This window comes from Streptomyces sp. NPDC090045 (genome assembly GCF_044747975.1).
In the GTDB taxonomy this organism is placed as follows: Bacteria; Actinomycetota; Actinomycetes; order Streptomycetales; family Streptomycetaceae; genus Streptomyces.
In genome coordinates this window covers 284,034-305,420 of sequence record NZ_JBIVFA010000004.1, presented here as the reverse complement: position 1 = coordinate 305,420, position 21,387 = coordinate 284,034, and the positions used below count along the sequence as shown (strand labels likewise).

At 72.7% G+C, this 21,387-nt stretch carries 24 protein-coding genes and 1 pseudogene; 10 read left to right on the top strand and 15 right to left on the bottom strand.

All coding sequences use genetic code 11. The features are described 5' to 3' along the window. The first annotated feature begins 70 nt into the window (after nucleotides 1–70). Both ACIPYQ_RS13620 and ACIPYQ_RS13615 read left to right on the top strand, forming a co-directional pair. Nucleotides 71–817: a GntR family transcriptional regulator gene (locus ACIPYQ_RS13620; protein ID WP_401250029.1), complete on the top strand. Its 747-nt coding sequence runs from the start codon at nucleotides 71–73 to the stop codon at nucleotides 815–817. 214 nt (nucleotides 818–1,031) lie between these two features. Further along, nucleotides 1,032–2,426, top strand: a complete 1,395-nt coding sequence (locus tag ACIPYQ_RS13615) for a hypothetical protein (RefSeq protein ID WP_401250026.1) — start codon at nucleotides 1,032–1,034, stop codon at nucleotides 2,424–2,426. A 19-nt stretch (nucleotides 2,427–2,445) separates the two neighbouring features. Here ACIPYQ_RS13615 and ACIPYQ_RS13610 read toward each other — a convergent pair whose 3' ends face one another. Then, nucleotides 2,446–3,894, bottom strand: coding sequence for a DUF4157 domain-containing protein (locus ACIPYQ_RS13610; RefSeq protein WP_401250023.1), 1,449 nt, complete (start codon nucleotides 3,892–3,894; stop codon nucleotides 2,446–2,448). 409 nt (nucleotides 3,895–4,303) lie between these two features. Here ACIPYQ_RS13610 and ACIPYQ_RS13605 point away from each other — a divergent pair, with 409 nt between their 5' ends. Beyond that, a complete protein-coding gene (locus ACIPYQ_RS13605; RefSeq protein ID WP_401250020.1) occupies nucleotides 4,304–6,301 on the top strand; it encodes a calcium-binding protein in 1,998 nt (665 codons plus the stop codon). A 46-nt stretch (nucleotides 6,302–6,347) separates the two neighbouring features. Next, nucleotides 6,348–6,452, top strand: a pseudogene (locus ACIPYQ_RS13600) (transcriptional regulator); the annotation flags it as partial. Between the two features lie 83 nt (nucleotides 6,453–6,535). On the opposite strand, the gene ACIPYQ_RS13595 reads toward ACIPYQ_RS13600, so the two are convergent. Together ACIPYQ_RS13595 and ACIPYQ_RS13590 are read right to left on the bottom strand one after the other, a co-directional pair. Next, nucleotides 6,536–6,682 (bottom strand): hypothetical protein, encoded by a 147-nt coding sequence (locus tag ACIPYQ_RS13595; protein ID WP_401250017.1) that lies wholly within the window; start codon nucleotides 6,680–6,682, stop codon nucleotides 6,536–6,538. A gap of 243 nt (nucleotides 6,683–6,925) precedes the next feature. Then, entirely contained in the window at nucleotides 6,926–7,282 is a 357-nt protein-coding gene (locus tag ACIPYQ_RS13590; protein ID WP_401250839.1) for a DUF4440 domain-containing protein, read from the bottom strand. A 147-nt stretch (nucleotides 7,283–7,429) separates the two neighbouring features. Here ACIPYQ_RS13590 and ACIPYQ_RS13585 point away from each other — a divergent pair, with 147 nt between their 5' ends. Further along, nucleotides 7,430–8,908, top strand: a complete 1,479-nt coding sequence (locus ACIPYQ_RS13585; protein WP_401250014.1) for a condensation domain-containing protein — start codon at nucleotides 7,430–7,432, stop codon at nucleotides 8,906–8,908. Between the two features lie 29 nt (nucleotides 8,909–8,937). On the opposite strand, the gene ACIPYQ_RS13580 is transcribed toward ACIPYQ_RS13585, so the two are convergent. From ACIPYQ_RS13580 to ACIPYQ_RS13560, 5 genes are all read right to left on the bottom strand, one after another. Then, a complete protein-coding gene (locus ACIPYQ_RS13580; RefSeq protein WP_401250011.1) occupies nucleotides 8,938–9,603 on the bottom strand; it encodes a hypothetical protein in 666 nt (221 codons plus the stop codon). Continuing rightward, nucleotides 9,600–10,352, bottom strand: a complete 753-nt coding sequence (locus tag ACIPYQ_RS13575) for a TetR/AcrR family transcriptional regulator (protein WP_401250008.1) — start codon at nucleotides 10,350–10,352, stop codon at nucleotides 9,600–9,602. The genes ACIPYQ_RS13580 and ACIPYQ_RS13575 overlap by 4 nt, the downstream gene beginning before the upstream one ends. A 105-nt stretch (nucleotides 10,353–10,457) precedes the next feature. Then, a complete protein-coding gene (locus ACIPYQ_RS13570; protein ID WP_401250005.1) occupies nucleotides 10,458–11,693 on the bottom strand; it encodes an RNA polymerase sigma factor in 1,236 nt (411 codons plus the stop codon). A 52-nt stretch (nucleotides 11,694–11,745) separates the two neighbouring features. After that, nucleotides 11,746–12,105, bottom strand: coding sequence for a YciI family protein (locus tag ACIPYQ_RS13565; protein WP_361759760.1), 360 nt, complete (start codon nucleotides 12,103–12,105; stop codon nucleotides 11,746–11,748). 125 nt (nucleotides 12,106–12,230) lie between these two features. Beyond that, entirely contained in the window at nucleotides 12,231–12,500 is a 270-nt protein-coding gene (locus ACIPYQ_RS13560; protein WP_319725395.1) for a hypothetical protein, read from the bottom strand. 90 nt (nucleotides 12,501–12,590) lie between these two features. On the opposite strand from ACIPYQ_RS13560, the gene ACIPYQ_RS13555 reads away from it, so the two are divergent. Beyond that, on the top strand, nucleotides 12,591–12,929 hold the full coding sequence (locus tag ACIPYQ_RS13555; protein ID WP_401250001.1) for a thioredoxin family protein: 339 nt from the start codon (nucleotides 12,591–12,593) through the stop codon (nucleotides 12,927–12,929). A gap of 35 nt (nucleotides 12,930–12,964) precedes the next feature. On the opposite strand, the gene ACIPYQ_RS13550 is transcribed toward ACIPYQ_RS13555, so the two are convergent. Then, nucleotides 12,965–13,924, bottom strand: a complete 960-nt coding sequence (locus ACIPYQ_RS13550) for a BtrH N-terminal domain-containing protein (protein ID WP_401249997.1) — start codon at nucleotides 13,922–13,924, stop codon at nucleotides 12,965–12,967. 131 nt (nucleotides 13,925–14,055) lie between these two features. Between ACIPYQ_RS13550 and ACIPYQ_RS13545 the strand changes: the two genes are divergently transcribed. Both ACIPYQ_RS13545 and ACIPYQ_RS13540 read left to right on the top strand, forming a co-directional pair. Then, nucleotides 14,056–14,409: a DUF1304 domain-containing protein gene (locus tag ACIPYQ_RS13545; RefSeq protein WP_327412239.1), complete on the top strand. Its 354-nt coding sequence runs from the start codon at nucleotides 14,056–14,058 to the stop codon at nucleotides 14,407–14,409. Then, nucleotides 14,406–14,999, top strand: coding sequence for a TetR/AcrR family transcriptional regulator (locus ACIPYQ_RS13540; RefSeq protein ID WP_361759748.1), 594 nt, complete (start codon nucleotides 14,406–14,408; stop codon nucleotides 14,997–14,999). The genes ACIPYQ_RS13545 and ACIPYQ_RS13540 overlap by 4 nt, the downstream gene beginning before the upstream one ends. Nucleotides 15,000–15,081: 82 nt before the next feature. Here ACIPYQ_RS13540 and ACIPYQ_RS13535 read toward each other — a convergent pair whose 3' ends face one another. Together ACIPYQ_RS13535 and ACIPYQ_RS13530 are read right to left on the bottom strand one after the other, a co-directional pair. Next, on the bottom strand, nucleotides 15,082–15,288 hold the full coding sequence (locus ACIPYQ_RS13535; protein WP_401249993.1) for a cold-shock protein: 207 nt from the start codon (nucleotides 15,286–15,288) through the stop codon (nucleotides 15,082–15,084). Nucleotides 15,289–15,504: 216 nt separating this feature from the next. Continuing rightward, nucleotides 15,505–15,873, bottom strand: coding sequence for an HGxxPAAW family protein (locus ACIPYQ_RS13530; RefSeq protein ID WP_401249990.1), 369 nt, complete (start codon nucleotides 15,871–15,873; stop codon nucleotides 15,505–15,507). Nucleotides 15,874–15,965: 92 nt separating this feature from the next. Here ACIPYQ_RS13530 and ACIPYQ_RS13525 point away from each other — a divergent pair, with 92 nt between their 5' ends. Together ACIPYQ_RS13525 and ACIPYQ_RS13520 are read left to right on the top strand one after the other, a co-directional pair. Further along, on the top strand, nucleotides 15,966–16,460 hold the full coding sequence (locus ACIPYQ_RS13525) for a MarR family transcriptional regulator (RefSeq protein ID WP_361759739.1): 495 nt from the start codon (nucleotides 15,966–15,968) through the stop codon (nucleotides 16,458–16,460). Between the two features lie 67 nt (nucleotides 16,461–16,527). Next, nucleotides 16,528–18,015: a DEAD/DEAH box helicase gene (locus tag ACIPYQ_RS13520; RefSeq protein ID WP_401249987.1), complete on the top strand. Its 1,488-nt coding sequence runs from the start codon at nucleotides 16,528–16,530 to the stop codon at nucleotides 18,013–18,015. Between the two features lie 24 nt (nucleotides 18,016–18,039). Here the strand turns inward: ACIPYQ_RS13520 and ACIPYQ_RS13515 are convergent, their stop codons facing one another. From ACIPYQ_RS13515 to ACIPYQ_RS13500, 4 genes are all read right to left on the bottom strand, one after another. Continuing rightward, nucleotides 18,040–18,510 (bottom strand): hypothetical protein, encoded by a 471-nt coding sequence (locus ACIPYQ_RS13515; RefSeq protein ID WP_401249984.1) that lies wholly within the window; start codon nucleotides 18,508–18,510, stop codon nucleotides 18,040–18,042. Between the two features lie 121 nt (nucleotides 18,511–18,631). Further along, nucleotides 18,632–19,282 (bottom strand): GNAT family N-acetyltransferase, encoded by a 651-nt coding sequence (locus ACIPYQ_RS13510; RefSeq protein WP_401249981.1) that lies wholly within the window; start codon nucleotides 19,280–19,282, stop codon nucleotides 18,632–18,634. A 108-nt stretch (nucleotides 19,283–19,390) separates the two neighbouring features. After that, nucleotides 19,391–20,518: a PP2C family protein-serine/threonine phosphatase gene (locus ACIPYQ_RS13505; RefSeq protein WP_401249978.1), complete on the bottom strand. Its 1,128-nt coding sequence runs from the start codon at nucleotides 20,516–20,518 to the stop codon at nucleotides 19,391–19,393. A gap of 259 nt (nucleotides 20,519–20,777) precedes the next feature. Further along, the gene (locus ACIPYQ_RS13500) at nucleotides 20,778–21,311 is read right to left on the bottom strand and encodes an SRPBCC family protein (RefSeq protein WP_401249975.1); all 534 of its coding nucleotides are present in this window, start codon (nucleotides 21,309–21,311) and stop codon (nucleotides 20,778–20,780) included. Between the last annotated feature and the right edge of the window lie 76 nt (nucleotides 21,312–21,387).

Here is a 21,387-nt window from a genome sequence, read left to right as displayed (position 1 = left end):
CATGTTGGAATGATCATGAGTAGGGCATCGACCGGGGTGATCCGTACACACCGACCAGGGGGCGAAGGGCATGGGCACGGTCCGGTATCTGGAGATCGCCGACGCGCTGCGCCGGGCGATCCTCTCCGGCGAGCACCCGGTGGGTTCCCAGCTGCCCTCCGAGAGCGACCTGGCCGCCCGCTGGTCCGCCTCGCGCGGCACGGTCCGCCAGGCGGTGGCCACCCTCGCCGCCGAGGGGCTGATCGGTTCCCGGCAGGGCGCGCGGAGGATCGTTCTGCGCCACGAGCGCCGGCACAGCTTCGGCGAACTGAACAGCTTCGCCCAGTGGGCCGAGGGGGTCGGGCACGAGGCCGCCAGCCGCTTCCTCTCCCGCACCCGCCGGCCCGCGACCGCCGAGGAGGCGGAACGGCTCGCGGTGGCGCCTGGCGCGGAGATCCTCGCGGTGCTGCGGCTGCGCCTGCTCGACGGGGAACCCACCATGGTCGAGCGGACGGCCTATCCGGACTGGGTCGCGGCAGCGGTGGAGGCCATGCCGGAGGACTGCCGCTCCATCATGGACCGGCTGGCGGACTCGTCCGGGGTCGTCGCCCACTACGGCGAGCACCTCATCGACGCCCTCCCGGCCGGCAGCGAGGACGCCCGGCTGCTGGCGATCCGGCGCGGCAGTCCGCTGCTGCGCCAGCGGCACGTCTCCGCCACGGCGACCGGCCGCCCGATCGAGTGGTCCGACGACCGCTACCGGGCCGGCAGCGTCACGTTCAGTGTGAGCAACTCGGCAGTAGCAACACCCCTGGAACGGCGCGCCGGCGACGGCTGATCAATCCGCTTCACTGCCCCGCCCCTGCCGCTGTATCGTCCCGGGCGGGACCGGCCGGCCGCCGAACCGGACCGGACCGGATCCGGCGGGAGATCGACCGCTCACCGCGCAGCGGCCGCACCGGCGCCGCGCACACCTCGCACCTCACACCTCACACCGCGGTGCCGGCCGGGACCGGGACGGCCGCAGCCGCACCACAGACCGGAGCCGGCCAGTGAACGACGTCCTGTGCGGCCTCGCCGCGAACCCCGCGCTGCCGCCCGGGCTGGTCGACCGGCTGATCGCCCGGGCCGTGGCGGAGCCCGGCCCGTCCGAGGGCCTCGTCGACGACGCCGCCCAGGAACTGGTCGACGAGCTGCTCGACGAGCTGGTCCGGGCCCTGACCGGGCGCGGCGATCTCGGCCGCGCCCAGGTGGCGGCCCTGGCCGCGCGCGACGAGGCCACCGCCGTGCTGCTCGCCCGCAGAGGGCACCTGACCACGGCCGACGTCGACCCGGCGGCGCGGCCGTCCGTGGCCCTCGCCCTCCTCGACGAGGGCCGCGGCCTGCCGGAGTGGGCCCGGCTGTTCGCGGCGCACCCCTCCCCCGGCATCCGCTGGAAACTGGCCTCCTGTCCCGGACTGCCCCCGGACGTGGTCGCGGCCCTCGCCGCCGACCCGGACCTGGAGGTCGTCTCCGAACTGGCCCTCTGGACCACCGAACCCGCCGAAGCCGCCCGCCTCACGCGGCACCCGCATCCCGAGGTCCGCCGCGCGGCGGCGGCCAATCCGGCCACCCCGGCTCCCGCCGTGGCCGCCCTCGCCGAGGACCCCGAGCTGGCTCTGACCTGGGTGTTCGCCGAGCGCGCCGATCTGCCGCAGCCCCTGTACGCGCGGACGGCCGCCGATCCGCGGCCCGGGGTCCGGGCCACGCTCGCGCAGAACCCCGGGATCGGGCCGGAGCTGATCCGGGTCCTGGCCACCGACCCGGAGGAGCAGGTACGGCGGAGTCTGGCGCAGCATCCGCGGGTGCCGCTCGACGTGTTGGCGGACCTGGCCACCACGCTCCGGACCTGGCCGTCGCTGCTGCCGCGGATCGCCGCCGCCCCGCCCTCCGAACTCGCGGAACTGGCCGCGTCCCCGCGTGCGTCCGTACGGATCCTCGTGGCGCAGCGGCGCGATCTGCCGGTGGAGTTGCGCGACGCGCTGGCCGGGGACCCGGATGCGGCGGTGGTCAGGGCCGTCGCCCCGCACCCGGGCCTGTCCGAGGACCGGCTGCGCTCGATGGTCTCGCTCCACGGGGTGCAGGTCCTCGCGGCGGTGGCCGCCAACCCGGACGCGTCCGGGGCCCTGCTGGAGCACCTGACCCGGCATCAACCGCCCGTACGGAAGGTGTTCAAGGAGGTCGCCCGGCACCCGAACGCGACGGGGCCGGCCCTGCTCGCCTGCCTGGCGGACCGGACGGCCCGTCCGCTGGCCGCCGCCCATCCGGCCCTCCCGTCGGCGACCGTCACCACACTGCTCTCCGACGAGCACCCCGGGGTGGCGGAGGAGGCCGCCGCCAACCCCGCGCTGCCGCGCACCGTGATGGCGGAACTCGTCGGTGACCCGACGGTTCTGCAACCGTCGTGACGAGCTATCCCCTCACAAGTCACAGGATGTCGGCGAACACGATCACGGCAGCGCTCTTGCCGTACTTCTCCGCCTTCTCCTCCTGGTATTCACCCGTCCGTACGAGAATTTCCTTGACGCGGATCCTGGTGCCGAGGGGGAAGGTCATCTCCTGCTCGGACTGGTTGTTCTTGCCGAGCGATCGTCCCTGGTGCTTGTCCGGCAGACCGAATTCCCACACGATCTCCTTTCCTGCCACATAGCCGTGGGTCAGCGGATCACCGTAGGTGGTCGACAGGATCGCGGGCCACACGATCGTCTTGCCGACCGTGACGTAGCCGCCGTCCGGATGGTCGTCGGGCTTCAGGATTCCGTCGAACGAGTCGTACATGTACTTGCTGTCGCCCCGCACCACCTTCCCGTCCGCGTTCGCGGAAGACTCCGGGAAGTCACTCCAGACGCCGTTGATCCGGGCAAAGATCTGGAAGGTGTTCCGCAGGTGCTCCGCGTCCCACGACTCCGTGGCCGCCTCGTTCGCATAACCCCGTGCGACGGCCAGCCTGCGCCAGGCCGCAAGCACCTCCGCCTCCTTCGACTGGAAGGAGAAGCCGGCGTCCGTGATCTCGTCAGGGGCGTAGCCGACCTCCTCGAAGGCCGCCAGCAGCGGATTGATCCGGCGGTAGTCCGCGCTGAGGTAGTTCTCGCCGAGATCGAGGTCCCCCTGCTTCTGCTTGGCGGCGACCGCCTCCGGATCCATCTCCCGCTCGCGGGCAGCCTCGTAGTTCCTACGGGATTCCTCGCGCCCCTCAACGGTTCCCCATTCCTTGGCGCTGGGGGACACACGGATCTTCTTCGCCTCCGGGTTGTCCTTGTCGGCGATCAGATAGGACCCGAAATTGAATTTGTGGATCTCGTAGCGCACCGGACTGTCCCTGTCGTCCTCGTGCTTGACGACGGCGGTCTGCGGCCCGAGCCCCAACGGCAGGGCCCGCTGGACGGCTGCCGCCTCGCCGCTCTGCCGGTGAGCGGGGGCCGGCTCGGTGGCGTGCTCGCCGTGCGCCGGTGCCTGTGCCGGTGACGGCGCCGGGCCGGACATCGCGCGGACCGCGTTGGCCTCGGCCGCACGTTCGTACGCGTCGGAAGGGTCACTGACCTTGAGACCGTCACCGGTGTCGGTGCCCGTCACGGGGCCGGTGCGTTGCTGGATCACGTGGGTGAGTTCATGGGCGAGCGTGTGCTTGTCGCCACCGTTGCGGCCCACCACGACATGGTTGCCGGAGGTGTAGGCCCTGGCTCCGACCTCGGCCGCGGACTGCCGGGCCGCCTGGTCGGTGTGGACGCGCACGTCGGAGAAGTCCGCGCCCAGCCTGGCCTCCATCTCGCCGCGAAGCGAGGGCTCCAGCGGCTTTCCTTGCGAATCGAGCACCCGGTGCACGGAGGAACGCTGCACCATCCGTGCCACCGCCGCGTTGCCCACGGTGCGTTGCATCGTCGCAAGCACGTCCGGGCCGGGCACGGAGTTCCCCGGCGCCGGGGACGCGTTCTGAGCCTGCGGCCGGGTCCGGGTGCCCCGGGGCACGGGGGCCGGTCGCCCGGCCTGTTCACGTTCACGTTTCATGGTGCTCCAGATGTCGGAGGTCTGCTCTCCCTCTCCTAGCACCTGGGGACCAACTCGCGAGAGGGCCACGGGGGCAACCTCGAGGGCAGACTGCGCCGCCCTACGTCCCGCGGCCCGTCGCCCCTGGCCAGGAGCCGGCGACCCAGCCCCGGGATCACCCGTAACGGTGAAACCGGAAGGTCCAGTGGACGCACACCGGCCCGGCCACGACCCGACCACCGCGGGCGTCCCCGAAAGCTGTGGGGACCCGACGAACCGACAGACGGAGTAGTGGTCGCGGATGTCCCTCAATTCCCCCTGGCGCCGGGCCGGCCGCGGTGGCGCGATGAGCGCGGCGGCCCTGGCCCTCGTACTGACCCTCCCGGGCGTGGCCGCGGCCGCCCCCGGCGATCTGGACCCGGCCTTCGACGGCGACGGCAAGGTCGTCACGGACGTGGGCGGCTTCTCCAGCGTCCAGGGCATGGCCGTCCAGCCCGACGGAAAGATCGTGACGGTCGGCTACGCCTACTCCTCCGAGACCTCGGGCGACTTCACCCTGGTCCGCTACAACCCCGACGGCAGCCTGGACCTCACCTTCGACGGCGACGGCATCGCCTCCACCGACTTCGACCAGGCCAACGAGGAGGCCCGGGCACTGGCCCTGCAGCCCGACGGGAAGATCGTCGTGGTCGGGGGCACCACCGACTGGGGCGGCAACGGCGCCTGGGCGGCGGCCCGCTTCAACCCCGACGGGAGCACGGACACCACCTTCGACGGCGACGGCCGGGCGACCCTGGAGATCAACGTCGACGCGATCGAGAGCGCCATGGCGGTGGCGGTGCAGTCCGACGGGAAGATCGTCCTCGGCGGGGAGAGCTTCGGGGTGTGGTCCCTGGCACGCCTGACCTCCGCCGGCGCCCCGGACCCGGGCTTCAGCGGCGACGGCATCGTCACCACCGACCTCGGGGGCGGTTGCTGCCAGGGGGTCACCGACGTGGTGCTGCAGTCCGACGGCCGGATCGTCGCCGGCGGCTACAGCACCAACGGCTTCGCGCTCGCCCGGTACGACACCGACGGCAGCCTGGACCCGTCCTTCGACGGCGACGGCCGGGTCACCACCGGCTTCGGCTCCGGGATCCTGGGCGTGGCCCTGCAGTCCGACGGCAAGATCGTGACGGCCGGCAAGGACGGCAACGCCTTCGGGCTGGCGCGGTTGACCTCCGCAGGAGCCCTGGACCCGTCCTTCGACGGCGACGGCCGGGTGACCACCTCGTTCGGCCCCGCGGACGGCGCGGCCTACGACGTGGCACTGCAGTCCGACGGCCGGATCGTCGCGGCCGGACAGTACGGCGGTGACTTCGCGCTGGCGCGGTACAACACGGGTGGCGGCCTCGACCCCGGCTTCCACGGCGACGGCCGGGTGACCACCGACATGGGCGGCCCGGACGATCTGGCCCACGTCGTGCGCATCCAGCCCGACGGCAAGATCCTCGCCGGCGGGCTCGCGGGCGAGGCGTACAGCTTCACCTCTCACCTCGGCCTGGCCCGCTACCAGGGCGGCGGGGGCATCGTGCCACCGCCCGGCGCGGACGTGTCGGTGACGAAGACCGGGACGCCGTCCACCGTCAGCATCGGCGACACCGCCACGTACACCGTCGGCGTGGCCAACAACAGCGCCACGACCATGGCGACGAACGTCCAGCTGACCGACACCCTCACCGGAACGGCCACCATCCTGTCGGCCACCACCACCCGCGGCAGCTGCACCGTCACCCCGGGCCGCGTCACGTGCCCCATCGGTACGCTGACCACCTCCGGCACCCCGGGCGCCACCGCCACCGTGACGATCACCGTGGAACCCTCGCAGACCGGCACCCTGACCGACACCGCCACGGTCACCGCCACCGAGAGCGACCCCAGCACCGCCAACAACACCGCGACCGCCACCACCACGGTGAACAACAGCCGCGGCTGCACCATCATCGGCACCAGCGGCAACGACACCCTCAACGGCGGCTACTTCACCGACGTGATCTGCGGGCTCAGCGGCAACGACACGATCCGCGCGGGCTACGGCAACGACACCGCGTACGGCGGCCCCGGCAACGACAACATCGACGGCGGGTTCGGCGACGACACCCTCAACGGCGGCACCGGCGGCGACGTCCTCACCGGCTACTACGGCAACGACCGCCTCACCACCACCGACGGCGTCGCCGGCAACGACACCGCCAACGGCGGCACGGGCACCGACACCTGCACCACCGACGCGGGCGACATCCGCATCAGCTGCCCGTAGCCCACACGCCCCGTACGGTACGGCGGGCCCTCGTCGAAGGCCGGCCGCGGCGAGTCAGCCGGTGCCCGCCGCCCGGTTGGCTCTGCTGCACGACGTCTCGCCGAGCTACCTGGCCAAGCAGATGCAGGCCCTGTCCCGGGCGGGCCTCGTGGCGGCAGCGGGCCCGGGCGGCCGGGCTGCTCGAACCTCGCCGAGCTGATCACACCGCGCCGGGGTTCCGTTCCGGACGAGGGCTCAGATCTTCGCGCTGAGCATCGCCAGGAAGAGCAGCATCGCAACGATGATGCCGACGGGGCAGATCCAACTGCTGCCGAAGAGAACCGCGATGATGAACAGCACCGCACCGAAGACACTGCCGAGGCAGGACCATGCGAAGGCCATTTCCACACGGTTCCCCCGCGGCGGAGCCGGAGGCGCAGGCGTCGCCGGACGGGAGTCTCGCGGCGGTGGCGGGCCGGGCGGTGGGACTGGGATGGACACGAAACCCCCCGTAGGCGCAGGCGCGCACGATGACAGGACGCGCATCGACGCTGTTCAGCCCTGCAGTTGGTCCGTAGCCTGACAGAAGAACTGAACACGTTCAAGCGGGGTGGCCCCCGGAAACCCCCGTTCGGCCACCTTCGCTCAGCCGGTCGGAGTGGCTTGGTGGAAGTACATGCGCCAGCCCGTTTCCGTCATGCGCCACAGGGAGCTTCGCCATGCTCGTCGTCCGCTGTTGTCGGAGAAGTACGTCAGGTGAACGACACCCGGAGCGAGTACGACCCCTGACATCTCGCTGACCTCGACCGGGGACTCCGGATCCACGGAGCCGCCGCTCGTCACGGCGAGGATCGATGACGCGTCCCACCGCCGGCCGGATGCCCCGAACTCGATGAACTCCGGGTCCAGCAGCCCCGAAACAAGAATCGGCGAAGCACGCACCTCAGGATCGAGAAGCCTCAGCTCTGCATCGATGGCCGCTCGAACAACCCGCTCGCTCATGTCTTCCATGGCCGAACCCTAAGACCGCGGCCCCCGACCCCCGCCCTGCGGCCCCGCCCCTCGGCCCGGTGCAAGTGGTTCGTCACTTCCCCGGGCCGGGGGTCGTTAGGGCCTTGGGGTTGATCCGGGGGACGAAGGGATGACGGTATGCGGCAGTTTCCTCTGGAGATGCACCACGTGGCACCCGGCCGGGTGGTCGAGTGGCGGCTCCGGTCCACGGCGGCGGAGGCCGGCGGCGCGGACGATCCGGCGAGCAGGAAGGCGTCCTTCAACCAGGACAAGCACTTCACCGTCGCCGAGGAGAGCCGGGCGGCCGACGACCCGGTCGCGTCGTGGGTCGCGGTCACCTTCGAAGTGACCGGCCCGCTGGACGAGGAGGCCCTGGCGCAGTCCCTGCTGTCCTTCGTCCGGCGGCACGAGGTGCTGCGGTGCGCCTTCCGCCGGCTGGCCGGGGAGCTGGCCTGCGAGCCCTTCGACCCCGCCGGACTCTCCCTCGACCCCTTGGACGTGGGCACCTTCGAGTCCGCCGAGCTGCTGAACGCCTTCCTCGTCGAACGGTTCAAGCGGAGCATCGACACCCTCTCCTGGCCGCTGTTCATCATGGGCGCGGTGCTCCGTGAGGACTCCGCCACGGTCTACCTCGCCTTCGACCACATCGTCTGCGACGGCATGTCCATGCCCATCGTCGTCCGTGAGGTGCTCACCGCCTACGAGGCCCTGAGCCGCGGCGACGAGATCGCGCTGCCGCCCGCCCCGAGCTACCTCGACTTCGCCGACCAGCAGCGCCGCCGCTACCTGTCCATCGACGCCCGCGACGAACGCCTGGACTACTGGAAGGCCTTCATCGACCGGGCCGGCGAGTTCTTCCCCCGCTTCCCGCTCGATCTGGGCGTCGAGGCGGACCGGATGTACCCGATCGTCAACGAGGCCTCGCTGCTGCTGGACGCCGGCGAGACCGAGGTGTTCGAGAAGACCTGCATGACGGCCGGCGGCAAGCCCTTCATGGGGGTGCTCGCCTCCGTCGCCGTGTGCCTGCGCGAAGCGGGCGGGCCGGGCGTCTACCGGGGGCTCATGCCGGTCAGCGAACGCGGCCGGGGAACCTGGACGAACTCGGTGGGCTGGTTCGTCAACACCATGCCCATCGAGTTCGACGCCTCACCCGGCCGGGACTTCGCCCAGGTCATGGCCTCGGTGCGGGCCGGCTTCACCGAGATGATCGGCCATGTCGACGTACCGTTCGTGCGGGCGTGGGAGCTGCTCGCCCCCGAGGAGTTCGCCGCCCGCTCCTGGCCGTACCCGGTGAACTTCTTCTCCTACATCGACATGCGCAAGTGCCCGGGCGCCGAGCGCCACGACGACTGGCGGCCCGCCACCCACGTGTGGTCGGCGCGCGCCAACGGGGCCTGTTCGTGGTTCCAGCGGGACACGGACGGGCTGCACATGAACTCGCTCTACGTCGACACCCCGGCGGCCCGCCGGACCATGGGCGACCTCCAGCAGGCACTGCGCCTGACGGTCCAGGAGATCGCCCGCACCGGCGGGTTCCGCCGGCCCATCGCGCTGACCCCGCCGCGTCGGCCGGTGGGGACTCCACTCGACGTGGCCGCGTACGCCCGGCGCCGCTGACCCGGGGCCCACGGGGGCCTACGGAGGGCCTACGGGGTGGCCGCCCGGGCGGCTCGCGGGGTGCTCCGGAGCAGGGCGATCCCGACGGCGAAGGCCCAGTAGACGAGGAGGGCCGCCGTCAGCGCCGTGTTGCCCCAGCCCACCGCGCTGTAGAAGTCGGCGGCGTCCGTGCCGAAGAACAGCGAGGGGACGAAGCCGAGGTTGACCGCGGCGACGCCGTAGGCGGTGTACCCGGTCCAGCGCGGCAGTACGCCGGCGCGCAGGATGGCGTACCCGGCGGCGGCGAGGAGCACCGCCGTCAGCAGCCTTGCGGCCGAGCCGTGCAGCAGCATGTTGGCGTGGGCGAGCGGGCCGTCGACGGTGGGGTCGAGGCCCCCGCCGGGGTGCTCCAGGACGATGCCCGCCTCGACGGACGCGGCGACCAGGGTGACGGTGACGTAGGCCAGCCCGGCACCGAAGACCAGGGTGGCGGGCCACTCGAAGGCGGGGCCTGCGCCGCGTATGACGTGGCGCAGGCCGGCGAGGAAGGCGAGCAGGGCCGCGCAGGTGAGGAGGTTGAGGAGGATCCGGGCGAGGACGTTGCCGGCGGGCGGCGGGCCGGAGTGGACGAAGTAGAGCGGTACGGCGACGGCCGCGAGTGCGCCCGCCGCGATGCCGCAGATTCCCATGAGCCGTCGTACGTGGTTCTCGTTCATCGGTTTCCTTCCCTCGGTGGTGAGGACTTCTCGATGCCGTCGAGCAGCCGGGCGATGCCGCAGGCGACGATCGGGGCGACGTCGCCGTCCTCGTCCTCGTCGAGCCCCGGCCCGCCCGCGAGGGAACAGAGCGTGGGGAAGGCCCCCGGATCGAGGCGTTCGGCGAGGATCCGTCCGTAGGTGGCGGCGCCGGCCGGGTCGAGTTCAGTGGCCATCCTGGCCAGGTCGCGCACGGCTCCGGAGATGAAGGTGGCGAGCGGGATCAGCTCGCCACGGCCGGCACCCGATCGGGCGAGCGGACTCAACAGGGCTTCGAACCAGGCGAGTTCGTTCGGACCGACCGGCGCACTGACGGTGGGCACCCGCACCATCCACGGATGCCGGGCGTACGTCGACCAGAGCGCGTCGACCCAGGCTTCGACCTCGGCCCGCCACCCCGCCCCGGTGGCCGCGGGCGGCCGGCCGGTGGCCGCGTCGACCATGGCCGCGACGAGCTGCTCGCGGCCGGGCACGTGCCGGTACAGGGCCATGGCCGTGCAGCCCAGCTCTGCGGCGACGCGCTGCATCGACAGCACGTCCAGGCCTTCGGCGTCGACGACGGTGACGGCCGCGTCGACGATCCGGCGCGGGGTGAGGCGCGGGCGGCCCGCGTCCGTCCGCTCGGCCTCGACCCGCCACAGCAGGTCGGCGACGGCGGCGAGATCGGGCGGGGCGGCCGACCCGCCCGGCCCTCGGGGCTCACGGGGCATCTCGGCCCTCCCTGACGGATGTTTATGACATACACAAAGTATATGACGTAAACATCGAGGGCAAGGGGGCGCCTTCTCAAGCGAGTTGGGGTCGCCGCTTCCCGCTCAGAGGCGGGCCGCGCGCCGCAGGAGCAGATTGCGCTCCTGCGCGTTGCGCGTCAGCGAAGCCGCGCGCTCGAACTCCGCCCGGGCCTCCTGCGGCCGGCCGAGCCGCTCCAGTAGGTCGCCCCGTACGGACGGCAGCAAGTGGTAGGTGCGCAGGGCCGGTTCCCGCGCCAGGTCGTCGACCAGCGGCAGGGCCGCCTCCGGCCCCTCGGCCATCGAGACCGCGACGGCCCGGTTGAGCTCCACCACCGGTGAGGGGACCAGCTGGACGAGCCGTGCGTAGAGCGCGGCGATCCGCGGCCAGTCCGTGTCCTCGTAGCGGACGGCCGCGGCGTGGCAGCCGGCGATGGCGGCCTGGACGGAATACGGGCCGTTCCCGGCCTGGCCCAGGGCCCGGGCGCCGCGGGCGATGAGCATGCGGTTCCACCGGGTCCGGTTCTGGTCGGCGAGAAGGACCGGTTCCCCGTCGGGTCCGGTGCGGGTGGCGATGCGCGACGCCTGGAACTCCAGCAGCGCGGCGAGGCCGTGCACCTCGGGTTCCCCGGGCATCAGGCCGGCCAGGACGCGGGCCAGGCGCAGGGCGTCCTCGCAGAGGGCGGGCCGAACCAGGTCGTCACCGGCGGTGGCCGAGTAGCCCTCGTTGAAGATGAGGTAGATGACCTCCAAGACCGAGGAGAGCCGTGCGTCGCGGTCGGCGCCGTACGGGACCTCGAAGGGCACCCCGGCCTTGGCCAGGGTCCGCTTCGCCCGGACGATGCGCTGGGCGACGGCGGGCTCGGAGGCGAGGAAGGCGCGGGCGATCTCCTGGGTCGTCAGCCCGCCCATCAGGCGCAGGGTGAGCGCGATCCGGGCCTCGGTGGCCAGAACGGGGTGGCAGGAGGTGAAGATCAGGCGCAGCAGGTCGTCGTCGATGTCCTCGGGGTCCGCGGGCTCGGCGGGCGGCGGCGCGTCCTCCAGGGTCCGGCCGACCTCGGCGAGCTTGCGCGCGTAGGTCTCCTTGCGGCGGACGAGGTCGATGGCGCGGTGCTTGGCGGTGGCCATGAGCCAGGCGCCCGGCCGCTCCGGGACGCCGGACTCCGGCCACTGTTCGAGCGCGGCGACCAGGGCGTCCTGGGCGATCTCCTCGGCGATGCCGACGTCCCGTACGATCCGGGCCACGCCGGCGATGATCCGCGCGGACTCGATCCTGAACACCGCTTCGACCGCTTGGGCCGCACTCGCTGCCGTCACGGCCACCCATCAGAGCAGCCGTGACGAGGCAGGGCAAACGCGGCGCGGCCGCCCTGGATCACATCTCCTGGATCTCCCGGACCTCGGCGCTCACCTTCCATTCCGCCGGGTGGATCTCCAGGAACCGGCGGGTCCACTCGATGGCCTCCGCCTTGTCCTTGCACTGGGTGAGGGAGTAGCCGCCGATGACCTCCTTGGTCTCGGTGAAGGGGCCGTCGGTGTAGCTGATCTTCCCGCCGGACCAGGTGACGCGGGTCCCTTCGGACGTGGGGAGCAGCCCGGCCGTGTCGAGCATGACCCCGGCCTTGGTGATCTCCTCGTGCAGGGCGCCCATGCGCTGCTCGAAGTCGGCCGGGAACGGGGTCTCGGGGGGAAGTTCCTGCTCGTCGATGCGGATCATCGTCAGGAAGCGCGGCATGGTGACTCCTCGGTCGGGAGGGCGGGGACTTTCCCCGCCTCTCACCCCTGCGTCGAACGGGAGACGCCCGGATCGACAGCCTCCGGGAAATTCTTCGAAGATTTTCCGGGGACGGCCACCGGAGGTCAGCGGCTGTCACCCGTCCAGTCCCAGTGGCGCGGGTCCGCGGCGCGGCGGCGGTAGTGGGCGCGGCCGCCCGCCCCGTACCGCCCTATCTCGGTGGGGAGCCTGGCCTCCTCGGCGAGCTGGGGCGCGCTCCAGCCGGTGATGTCCAGGAGGAGCCCGTCGAGCGGCCCGCCGACCAGTTCGCCGTAGACGTGGCCGGGGCGGGGGCCGGGGTCGGGGTCGTCGTGGTCGGCGCCGTAGACCCGGCGCCGGAGCATCCTGTCGTCCATGCTGATCAGCTTCACAGGCACCACTGACATTGCGGCGATGATGGGGGCGCCCTCCCGATCGCGGGGGCGTACGAGCGAGGAGCGACACGCATGGCACGTCGGGTGCACCAGCCACTGGAGGACCAGGAGTTCGAGTTCATCCTGTCGATGACGACCGGGCCCGTTCTCGCCTACTTCTGCGGCACCTGGCCGAAGGCCGTCGAGGCCTGCCGGGCGATGGACGCGGTCGTCGGCGAGCTGACCGAGGAGTACGGGACGCGGTTCACGGCCGTCCGCACGGACATGACCCGGTGTCCCGGGCCGACGAGGCGCTACGGGGTGACCGGAGCGCCGACCGCCGTGATCGTCAAGGACGGCGAGGCGGTGGCGAGCCAGGCCGGGCCGATGACGCGCGAGGAGTTCCGGGCCTTCCTGGACGCCAACCTCTGAGGTTCAGAGCAGGGCGACGGCCTGCCGTTCCAGCCTCAGGGAGCGGTCCACCAGGGCGGCGCACTCGTCGAACAGGGCGCGCCGCGCCGCCGCGTCCGCGTCCGGGCGGAGCGGGCCAGCCCGGCGAGCCGGGACCAGTGACCGCCCGAGTCGCGGAAGAGGGCGGCCGCCTCCGGCCGCCCGGCGAGGTCGAGGAAGTCCGCGTACAGCGGCCGGGTGGCGCCGGGGGCGGTCCACTCCTCCTCCAGGCAGGCGTACAGCCGGCGGGTCCCCGCGAGGAAGGCCTCGGGGGTGCCGAAGCGGCGCTCCCAGCCGGTCTTGGTGCGGGTGTCGCGCAGCTGGGCGGCGAGCTTCTCCATCCCGGAGAAGCCGAAGTTGACGTCGAACTTGTTGCCCAGCACCGGACCGGTGAGGCGGGCGGCGGTGGCCGCCACGGCCCCCTCGACGTCGGGGGCGCCGGCCGCGGGGCCGGTGGGCACGATCATCCGGTGGCGGCCCTTGCGGTGCCCGGACCAGGCCGCGCCGAACGCGGCCTCCGCGATCGGGTGCGGGGAGCCCGCGCCGTCGTCGACGTACAGGGTCCCGTCCTCGTACCCGGCGAGGACCACGGTGTACGGGTCCGCGCCCGCCATCTCGTCGGCGTCCCCGGCGGCCGCGTGCCAGGGCAGCCCGGACCGGTTCACGGTGCAGAACACCGGCTGTCCCGCGTCGAGGGCGGCGTACACCCGGTCCCAGCGGGGTTTCGCGCTCCGGAACACCTCGTAGGGGGTGCGGAGGCGGTCCAGGGCGGACTCCACCCACGGGTCGGGATGGGCCTGCGCCACGATCGTGAGCAGGGGCGGTCGGCCCGCGTACTCGAAGACGAAGTACATGAAGCCGACACCGCCGGCCAGGCCCGCCACCAGCGCCTCGTCGTGGGTGCTGCCGAGGGCGTGCCGGACGAGGGTGCTCTCGCGGTGGCGTCCGGTGCCGAAGTCCTCGTAGAGAAGGGTCACCCCGCCAGCGTAGGCGCGGGGTACGACAGCGGGCCGGAGAAGACTTCCTGTACAGTTGTCCAGAAAATAGCGCCCCCATTCCCTCCCCCCTTCCCCCCTTCCCCTCCTTCCCCCCAGAAGTGGAGGCGGCCATGCACACGGTCGCTCAGATCCTGATCGGCCTCGTGGCCGCCCTGCACGTGTACTTCCTGGTCCTGGAGATGTTCCTGTGGGAGCGCCCGCCCGGCCGCGCGCTGTCCGGCTTCGACGCCGACACCGCCCGCCTCACCGCGCCGCTCGCCGCCAACCAGGGCCTCTACAACGGCTTCCTGGCCGCCGGTCTGATCTGGTCACTCGTCATCGACTCGCTCGCCACGCAGATCTTCTTCCTCGTCTGCGTGATCGTCGCCGGGGTGTACGGGGCCGCGACCGCCAACCGCCGGATCCTCGTCGCCCAGGCCCTGCCCGGCGCCCTCGCCCTCGGCGCGGCGCTGCTGGCCGCGTGAGCCCGGAGGACCCGGGTACGGGCGACCGGCGCACGGGCGACCCGCGCACGGCCCGGACGAAGGGGCGGTTGCGCGAGAGCCTGCTCGCGGAGTGCGCCACCACACCGCTCGCGGAGGTCAGCGTCTCGGCGGTGGTCCGCCGGGCCGGGGTCGGCCGCGCCACGTTCTACCTGCACTACGAGGACCTCACCGCCCTCGCCGTCGACGCGTGCGCCGACGTGGTGCACGCGGCGGTCGACGCCCTGCACGCCTGGCAGACCGGCCCCGCCGCACTCCCCCCGGCCCGGCCCCCGGCGGCGCTGGCCGCCTTCCTCGCGGGCGCGGCCGACCGGGCGCCGCTCTACCGCACCCTGCTCCTCCCGGGCGGTGGCGGCCCGCTCGGCGACCGCCTCCACCGGGAGCTGCGCGAACGCGCCCGCGCCGAGCGTGCGGCCGCGGGAGCCCCGCACCCGGAACTGGTCGCCTCGGCCGTCGCCGCCGCCTTCACCGGCGTCCTCGCGGACTGGCTGCACGGCGCCGTCCCGGCCGACCCGCCGGCTCTGGCGGACCACCTCTGGCGCCTGCTCCTGGCCCTCCACCGGGCCGGGTAGCCGCCGGTCCGGGCCCCGGACGCGCGAGAGCCCCGCCGGGGACCGGCGGGGCTCTCCTCACGGGTGTGGCTCGTGAAGCGGGCTACCTCTGGGGAACCACGTTCTCAGCCTGGGGGCCCTTGGGGCCCTGGGTGACGGTGTACTCGACCGCCTGGTTCTCCTCCAGCGATTTGAATCCGGTGGTCGCGATCGCGGAGAAGTGCACGAACACATCGGGGCCGCCGTCGTCCTGCTGGATGAACCCGAACCCCTTCTCCGAGTTGAACCACTTCACGATGCCTGTTGCCATCTGGCTGATCCTTCTCAACGTTCCACTGCGGGCCGCATATGCGGCCGTCTCGATCCTGCCCAACGGTCCCCTACAGCACACGCTGAACGCGGCCAACCGTGGCGCGGCGCGCATTCGAACTTCCGATCGACTTGTCCGCGAAACGGGGGAGCAGCTCCTTCCGGAGGCCTTCCGGAGGCCTTCCGGAGGCCTTCCGGGAGCACTTCACCCGCAGGTTCACGCGCTGCCATCCGCAGCAGGCAACGACACGGCGGATCGAGGCCGAGGGGCTGCCGCCGCGGCTCGGCGCGGTCCGCTGACCCGGCAGCCCAGGCAGTCCGCGTGCCCGGCGTGGGCGCCTGCGTCCCGGGTGCGCCAGTCCCAGTCGGCCTCCGGGCGGGGTCCGCTCGGTTTGCCCCAGCCGGCGAGGTGCAGCAGCCAGGTGACGATCCCGGCCGCGGCGACGACGCCGAGGCCCAGCCAGATCCCGGGGGTCCAGGCCGCGCACACGGCGGCGCCCGCTCCGGCGAAGCCCAGCAGGGCCAGGGTGGTACCGGTCCAGCCGGCCACGGTGTGGCCGAGGTCGACATGGCCGTGCGCGCTCATGATTCTCCCTGGTCGAACGGTCGGCAGTAGGCTCGGAGAGAGGATTCGTTTATCTCACGAGCTAAGTAACTTAGATGCTAAGGAGTACCTGCGTGGAGGGCAAGCCCCGCCCCCCGGCCACGGCCGCGGAGGCGATGTCGCGCATGGACCAGTACGTCGCCCTGGGCATCGTCGGCCAGCAGGAGGTGGCACAGCGGCTCGGGCTCAACGTCACCGACCTGACCTGCCTGGGCCACATCCTGGGCGCCGGGGACACCCCGCTGGCCGCCGGTGACCTCGCCGGGCTGGTGGACCTCACCACCGGCGCCGTCACCGGGGTCCTCAACCGCCTCGAACGGGCCGGGTACGCGCGGCGCCGCCCGGACCCCTCCGACCGGCGCCGGGTACGGGTGGTGGCCGAGCCCGAGGCGGCGGCCCGGGTCGTCGCGGTCTACCAGCCGTTCTACGACCGGCTGGGCGCCCTGTTCGCCGACTACACCCCCGACGAGATCGCCGTGATCGCCGACTGGTTCGAGCGCGCCGCGGTCGAGGTCCGCGCCCACTGTGCGCAGGTGCGCTCCGGGGAGCTGGACACCGGGGAGGCTTAGCCCCCGCTGGTACCATGGGCGGTTGACCATCTTCTTCTCTTCTGCTTCTTGCTTCGAAAGGTCCTGCATGAGGAACCCGTCAGTTCACGGACGCTTCGGTGTGAAGGGCGGTGCCAAGGCCGGAGCCAAGTCCGGCGGCAAGACCCCCCGGAGCATCGGGCCGCAGGGCGAGTTCACGATGCACGAGCCGAAGGTGCCGGGGCTGGCGCCGGTCGACTCGTTCTCGGAGCTCGACCTGCCCCTTGAGCTGGTGACGACCATGGCCTCCCTGGAGGTCAAGGAACCGTTCCCCATCCAGGCCGCGACGCTGCCGAACGCGCTGGCCGGCCGCGACGTCCTCGGCCGCGCGCAAACCGGCTCCGGCAAGACCCTGGCCTTCGGCCTGGCGCTGCTGGCGCGTACGGCGGGGCAGCAGGCCGACCCGAAGCGCCCGCTCGCGCTGGTCCTCGTGCCGACGCGCGAGCTGGCGCAGCAGGTGACCGAGGCGCTGGAGCCGTACGCGGAGGCCCTGAAGCTGCGGATGGCCACCGTGGTCGGCGGGCTGTCCATCGGCCGGCAGGTGAGTTCCCTGCGCACCGGCGCCGAGGTCGTGGTGGCCACCCCCGGCCGCCTGAGCGACCTCGTCGGGCGGCGGGACGTCCACCTGGAGCGGGTGAAGATCACCGTGCTCGACGAGGCCGACCAGATGTGCGACATGGGCTTCATGCCGCAGGTCACGGAGATCCTGGACCAGGTGCACCACGCGGGGCAGCGGATGCTGTTCTCGGCGACCCTGGACCGCAACGTCGACCAGCTGGTGCGCGGCTACCTGAAGGACCCGGTCGCGCACTCCGTCGACCCGCAGGCGGGCGCGGTGACCACGATGGACCACCACGTGCTGCACATCCACGCGGCCGACAAGATCTCGGCGGCGACCGAGATCGCGGCCCGGGACAACCGGGTGCTGATGTTCCTCGACACCAAGCACGGGGTCGACCAGTTCGTGAAGCACCTGCGGGCGATGGGCGTACCGGCGGAAGGGCTGCACAGCGGCAAGTCGCAGCCGCAGCGCACGCGGACGCTGGCCCAGTTCAAGACCGGGGCCGTCACCGTCCTGGTCGCCACCAACGTCGCGGCACGCGGCATCCACATCGACGACCTCGACCTCGTGGTCAACGTGGACCCGCCGGCCGACCACAAGGACTATCTGCACCGCGGCGGCCGTACCGCACGCGCCGGCGAGTCCGGCCGGGTCGTCACCCTCGTCACCCCGAACCAGCGCCGGGACATCGTCCGCCTGATGGCCGACGCCCGGATCCGGCCGACGATCACGCAGGTCCGGTCCGGTGAGGCGGCGCTGAGCCGGATCACCGGCGCCAAGGCCGCTCCCGGTGTGCCGCTGGCCGGCTCCGCGCCGACCGACGCCAAGGGCCGGCCCTCGGGCTCGGACCTCGGCTTCCGCGGCATCGGCACCCGCCCGGGCCGGCCGGGGAAGGGCAAGGAGTCCCGCAAGACCCTGGAGGCCCGGCAGCAGGCCGAGGCCCGCCGCGCGGCCCGGGTCCGCCGGGGCGTCTGACGGACCGCGGCGCGGCCGGCCGTGTCAGACCGCGGTCCGCCTGCGCAGACGGACCGCGGCGGCGGTGCGGACGCGGCCGGTGCGGCCGCTGCTCGCCAGCAGGCGCAGGGCCTCGTACGAGGTCAGGGACTGGGCGGCGGTGCGCTGGCACCAGTCGGAGGCCGCGGTGAGCTCCGCGGCGGACCAGGACTCGCCGCGGGTGATGGCCTTGAGCAGGACCCATTCCCGCAGCCGGCGCTCGGGGAAGGCCCGCCCGGCGAGGGCGGCGGCCATCGCCCGAGCCCAGGCGGGGAAGCCCTCGTCGGCGAGCAGCCGCGCCGCCCGGCGGTCGAGGTGGGTGACCACCGCGCTCTCGGCCATCACCGGATCGGGGTCGCGCAGCACGGCGGCCACGGCCTCGGCCTCGGCGCTCCCGCCCGGCGCGACGGCCAGTGCCTCCAGGTGGCGGCCGTACCGCCAGTGCTCCGGGGGCGCGGCGGCATCGGAACGGCTCATCTCCGGCATGCCTATGGCAGGCCGCTGCTGCTTCTTTCCTCTCCCCATGGCCTCCATTCCACACGACCGCCGTGAACGGCCGGTCGTCAGGGTGGCGTCAGGGCGTCAGAACGTCAGGGCGTCATCGGCGCGCGGGGGCCAGCAGCAGGGACTCCGCGCCGACCGGGCGGTATCCGGCGGCCTGGAAGGCGCGGATGCTGCGCGCGTTGCCGGTGGCCTGCTGGGACCAGACCGGCCGGCCGTCGGGGACGAGGTGGCGGGCGGCGCGGGCCAGTTCCCGGCCCAGTCCCCGGTGCCGGACGTCCTCGTCCACTTCGATCGCCGTCTCCCAGCGGCCCGCGACGCCCCGGCCGAGGACGAGGACTCCCCCGTCGGCCGACCAGACCCGTACGTCGTCACGGCGCTTCAGGGCCCGCCGTACCCGGGGGTGGTCCGGGTCGGCCATCTCCCGGAGCTCCAGCGGGGGTTCGCCGGGCAGCGGGTCCGCGACGGTGAGCAGGTCTATCGTGTCGGTGCTGCGTCCGGTGCGGTCGAGCAGGGCGGCCAGGAAGCGGGCGTTCATGGTGGCCGCGAGTGCGTCGCAGTCGAGGGTGCCGAGCGTGGACCGCACCCAGTCGGGATCCTCGTGGGTGAACACCACGGAGTGCGCGGTGAAGGCGATGACGCCCGCGTCGCGCCGGTTCTCCTGCGGGACCACGGTGGTGCCGCCGTCCGGGGGCGGGAAGCGCCCCTCGGCCGCCGCGTCCAGGATCTCCGTCAGTGTGTGTCCCATGCCCGCCAGCCCTGCCGCTCGGGCGCCATGTCCGCGCGCCTGATCCGTTGATCCGTGGTCGCTCCCATGATCTCAGCTCGACGTCTGCCCGGCCGCGGCGGACCCCGGTCAGATCCGGCTGTGCGGGGCGATCGCGAGCATCGCCACGTCGTCGTGGAAGTCGCGGGTGTGTCGGGGGAGATCCGTGTTGAGGAAGTTGACGACGTCGGCGGGTCCGGGTGCGGGGCGGCCTTCGAAGCGGTGGCGGAGCCACTCCACGAGCGGATAGAAGTCGCCGTCGTTATCGCGGGCCTCCACCAGCCCGTCGGTGACCAGCAGCAGCACGTCGCCCCGGGCGAACCGGTGGCTCCGCGCCGCCGGCCGGTCCGCCGCGGCCAGATCGCTCAGCCCGAGCGGCAGCGCCGGCGGGCCGTCCAGCACGTGCACCTCACCGCAGGAGATCAGCACCGGCTCCACGTGCCCGTGATTGGTCACCGTCACCCGGTCCGCCACGCTGTCGTACTCGATGAGCACGGCGGTCGCGAACAGTTCCTCGTCGTGGATCTCCTCGGCCTCCCGGACCAGCCCCCGTTCCAGCCGGGCGGCGACGGCCGGCAGGTCCTCCGCCTCGTACGCGGCCTCGCGGAAGCTGCCGAGGAGCGCCGCGACCGTACGGACCGCCGGGAGCCCTTTGCCCCGTACGTCGCCGATGACGGCGCGCTCCCCGGCCGGGGTGGCGCGGATGTCGAAGAGGTCACCGCCCACCATGGTCCCGGCCTCGCTCGGCCGGTAGAGACTGGCCGCCAGCACGTTTCCGACCTGGTGCGGCACCGGGCGCAACAGGGCCCGCATCAGGGCCTCGGCGACGGAGCTTGCGTGGACGAGGTGGGCTTCCTGGCGGCGACGGTGCGCGGCGAGCGCGGCCGAGAGGATGCCGACGACGGCGGTCGCGATGTCGGCGGTGACGTGGTGGTTCTCCCCCAAGTGGTGGGAGATCGCGGCGAGGGAGCCTTCCAGGAGGATCGAGAAGACGGTGAAGACGGCCACGACGACCGGGCCGAAGGCGTACGCGGCGATGGCGGGCAGGGCGATGAGGAAGAAGCTCACCGCCCACTCCTTCTGCAGGGTGGCCTCCAGGAGCAGGACGAAGGCCACGTAGACGAACGGCAGCCACCGCATCCACGCCGGCGGCGCGACCGGCCGGAAGCCGTCCTCCATGTCCACGGTCCGGGGCCCAGCCGAGCGGGTGTGCCTCACGGCCCGCCCCCGGGCGCCGTCCGAAGGGCCACGCACCCGCGGGACCTGTGCACACGGACCTCCAGAGCTGAGCGTGATCGACTGTCACAGCGTGAGGAGGAAGCCTGGTCGAACCGTCCATTACGCCGAACGCGGCATGTTGCCCTACGCCCTCAGGCCGGCCCGGGGGTTCGCCGCACGGTGGCGCAGGCCCGTTCCGCCGGCGTGGCCGTCGGCTCCGGTGGCTCCGGCCACGCCTGTTCGGACGACGCGTACGGCCTCATCCGCGCTCGTGCGCCTCGTGGCCGCCGGAACCCTGGCCGCCCTCGTGCTCCGGCTCGGGCAGCGGAGCGCCGGTCTCCAGGAGGGTCTTGAGGCTCGACGCGAGCATCGGCCAAGCCCGCCCGCACATGCCGATCAGGGTGCCGCCGGGCTCGAACCCCTCGTGCAGGACGGTCAGCCGCGCGAGGGTGTCGCCGACCGGCTCGATCTCGTACGTCACCTTCGTGCGCCGCTCCTTGGCCAGTTCGGCCCGCAGCTCCTCGGCGATCCCGACCGAGGCCGCCCACTGCGGGCTGAAGGTGTGCCAGGTGTAGGAGAGCACGCGGTCCGGGATGCAGTCGAGGACCACCTGCTCGGGGTCGCTGGTGCGGGCCCCGCGCTCGACCCAGTCCATCGACGAGCCCACCGCCCAGTCGGTCTCGAAGCTCAGGCCCCAGTACCGGCGGGTGAAGGCGGGGTCGGTCAGGGCCTGCCACACCCGGGAGGGATCGGCCTGGATGTACAGCGTGTAGGTGATCGCACTGTCGCTCATGGCCCCATGCTGCGGGACCGGGGACCCCGGACGCCGGATTTCCCGATCATGGCGGGCGGCCGCGGGCGGACGGCCG